This is a genomic window from bacterium (assembly GCA_040756715.1).
Classification (GTDB): domain Bacteria; phylum UBA9089; class UBA9088; order UBA9088; family UBA9088; genus JBFLYE01.
This window is the reverse complement of sequence record JBFLYE010000093.1, coordinates 1-3,118: the sequence shown is the minus strand read 5'-3', so window position 1 is coordinate 3,118 and position 3,118 is coordinate 1. Positions and strand designations below refer to the sequence as shown.

The 3,118-nt window shown below is 37.2% G+C and carries 3 protein-coding genes; all 3 read left to right on the top strand.

Translation table 11 applies throughout. The features are described from left to right. Window positions 1-218: 218 nt before the first annotated feature. The 3 genes from AB1397_03555 (at window position 219) to aroB (ending at window position 2,805) form a co-directional block, all read left to right on the top strand. Window positions 219-530 (top strand): nucleotidyltransferase domain-containing protein, encoded by a 312-nt coding sequence (locus tag AB1397_03555; GenBank protein MEW6482064.1) that lies wholly within the window; start codon window positions 219-221, stop codon window positions 528-530. 93 nt (window positions 531-623) lie between these two features. Beyond that, window positions 624-1,706 carry a 6-phosphofructokinase gene (locus tag AB1397_03550; GenBank protein ID MEW6482063.1) on the top strand — a complete coding sequence of 361 codons (1,083 nt, stop codon included), beginning with the start codon at window positions 624-626 and terminating at the stop codon, window positions 1,704-1,706. Beyond that, window positions 1,699-2,805 (top strand): 3-dehydroquinate synthase, encoded by a 1,107-nt coding sequence (gene aroB / locus AB1397_03545; GenBank protein ID MEW6482062.1) that lies wholly within the window; start codon window positions 1,699-1,701, stop codon window positions 2,803-2,805. The genes AB1397_03550 and aroB overlap by 8 nt, the downstream gene beginning before the upstream one ends. Window positions 2,806-3,118 lie beyond the last annotated feature (313 nt).

Genomic DNA, 3,118 nt, shown 5'->3' with positions numbered 1-3,118 from the left:
TAAAACTTAAACCTTCAATTCAAAATTCAAAATTTAGAATTCAAAATTTCTTAAAAGGTGGATGAATTTTTAACAGATAAACACAACCCTATCTATTTTTGCACTAAGTAATGGAAGATACTATAATCTTATGAAATTCCGTGTAGAGGAAGCTTCTTGACAAGGCATTATTTGTAAGACTATATTCTTAAGTAGAAAGTTTTTAGGGAAGTAAAGGTATGATTATAGATGATGCAATAGAAGAAATAAAAAATAAAATAATTAGCCAATTCCAACCACAAAAAATAGTTCTTTTTGGTTCCTATGCCTGGGGGAATCCAAAAAAGGGAAGCGACCTGGATTTGTTGATTGTTAAAGAATCAAGTGAGGTTCCTCACAAGCGCTCAATTCCTTTATATAGGCTTTTTAGAAACTGGATGATTCCTATGGATTTTATTGTTTATACGCCACAAGAGGTAATAAAATATAAAGACATAAAAGGCTCTTTTATTCATAAGGTATTAACTAAAGGAAAAATATTATATGGATGAAAGGTTAGATTTAGCTTCTGTGTGGTTCAAAAAGGCAGATAATGACCTTAAGAATGCAAAAATTGCATATAGAAAATCAAGGGGGGTGATAATATGAAAATCGGTGTATCTACAGGTGGTGGTGATTGCCCTGGGCTTAATGCGGTTATCAGGGCTGTGGTTAAGGCAGGGTTAAATTTAGGCTGGGAGATTATCGGCATTGAAAAGGGCTTAGAAGGCCTGCTTGATATAAGAAAATCAAAACGGCTTACCCAGAGGGATATTGCGGGAATATTAAGCATTGGTGGAACAATCCTGGGCACAACAAACCGGGGAAATCCATTCAAGATGGAGGTAAAGGAGAAGGGAAAAACCATTATAAAGGATGTTTCTGATGATGTTGTAGCTGGGTTTAAAAAGCTTAAGCTTGATGCTTTGATTATGATCGGCGGCGATGGAACCCTCTCCATTGCAAATTCCCTTTATAAAAAGGGTCTTCCCATTGTTGGCATTCCTAAAACAATAGATAATGACCTATCTGGCACCGTAATTACATTTGGATTTGATACAGCTGTTTCAATTGTAACCGAGGCTTTAGACAGGCTTCATTCAACCGCAGAGAGCCATCAAAGGACAATGGTTGTAGAGACAATGGGAAGATATGCCGGGTGGATTGCCTTAAACGCAGGGGTTTCTGGAGGTGCTGACATTATTTTAATCCCGGAGATCCCATTTAACATAGATTCTATATGCAAGAAGGTAAAGGAAAGATATAGGGGAGGAAAGGGATTTTGCATCGTAGTAGCCGCAGAGGGAGCAAAACCAGAGGGTGGAGGTCTCTTTACAAAGGAATGCAAAGATAAGGGAAGGCAGGAGCCTATTTTGGGTGGCATTGCAGAGTATTTGGCAAAAGAGATAAGGGAAAGAACAGGAAAGGAGACAAGGGCTTTGGTATTAGGGCATCTGCAAAGGGGAGGAACGCCAACCACATTTGACCGGCTCATTGCCACAAGATTTGGTGCCCATAGCATAAGGCTTATTCAAAGAAAAGAATTTGGAAGGATGGTTGCCTTAAGACCACCCACAATTACCTCTGTTTCCCTTGATGAGGCTGTCGGTAAAATGAACCTTGTTCCAGCCTCTTCTGATGTCATCAAAACCGCAAGGGATTTAGGTATCTCCTTGGGAGATGAATAAAAGAGAAAAGAGGGGGGTTAGGGAAATAATTCAAGTTAAACTTGGAAAGAAGAATTACCCTATCTTTATTGGCTTTGATTTATTAGACAAAACAGGTGATTATGCAAAAGAGCTTGGTAATTCTTGCTTTATAATTAGCCAGCCAAAGATTTTCTCTTTATATGGTGAAAGATTAAAAGAATCCCTTAAGAAAAATGGAATTTCTGTAAAAGAGGCTTTGATTGGAGAGGGAGAAAGGCACAAATCATTTTTCTCTTTAAAAAATATTCTAAAAGAGATTATTTCATTTGATAGCGGAAGAAAAAGGCTCTTTATTGCAAATTTGGGAGGTGGAATTGTGGGTGATCTGGGAGGGTTTGTTGCCGCTATTTATAAAAGGGGGGTAGATTACATAAATATTCCAACCACCCTCTTGGCAAATGTTGATTCAGGGATAGGTGGAAAAACAGGCGTAAATTTTATGGGAATAAAGAATATCATTGGTTCATTCCACCAGCCAAGCCTTGTCATATCTGATCTTTCCTTGCTTAAAACCCTTCCTAGGGAAGAAATTATAGGAAGTATGGCAGAGGTTATAAAATATGGGGTAATCAAAAACCCAAGATTCTTTAGATACATTGAGAAAAATGTAGATGAAATCCTATCTTTAAAAAGCCCTTATATTGAATACATTGTCTCAATGTGCTATAAGATAAAGGCAAGGGTTGTCCAACAAGATGAATTTGACAAGAAGGGAATAAGGGCAATTTTGAATTATGGTCATACAATTGGCCATTCCCTTGAGGGAGGAGGAGGTCTTGTTAAAAGGCATGGAGATGCTATATCTATTGGAATGGTGGCAATAAATCGCCTGGCTGTAAAGCTTGGATTTTTAAATGAAAAAGAGGGGATAAGGATAAAAAACCTCCTTTTAAAAATAGGATTACCTGTTAAGATAAAGCCTTGCGATATTGATAAAATAATGTCTCCCCTCTTGCACGACAAAAAATTCACAGGAAAAATAAGGCTGGTTATCCCCGAAAGAATAGGAAGGGTAAGGTTAGTTGAGAGAATAGATGAGAAAGAAATTATATTGGCTCTTAAGGAGATTATGGATTAAATGCACCTTTAAAAGCGTATGTGTTTAGGTAGACGAGAAATAAGATGGGGAAAGGAAGTTAAAATGAAAGAAAGCACGAAATCCAAAGCAAAATGGCTCAAGGGTCTAGGGTCAAGGGTCTAGGGATGGAAAGAGATTTTTATCCCCTAGAGCCTACACCCTTCACCCTAGAGCAAATTTATTGGGATTTATTAAAGATTGATACTTTTTATGTAGGAGCTAAACATATACTTATAGTTAATTCCACAACGCTTTACAAAATGTATGGGTTTAGATAATCTTAAGGAAAACTTTATAAAATTATGAATTTTGA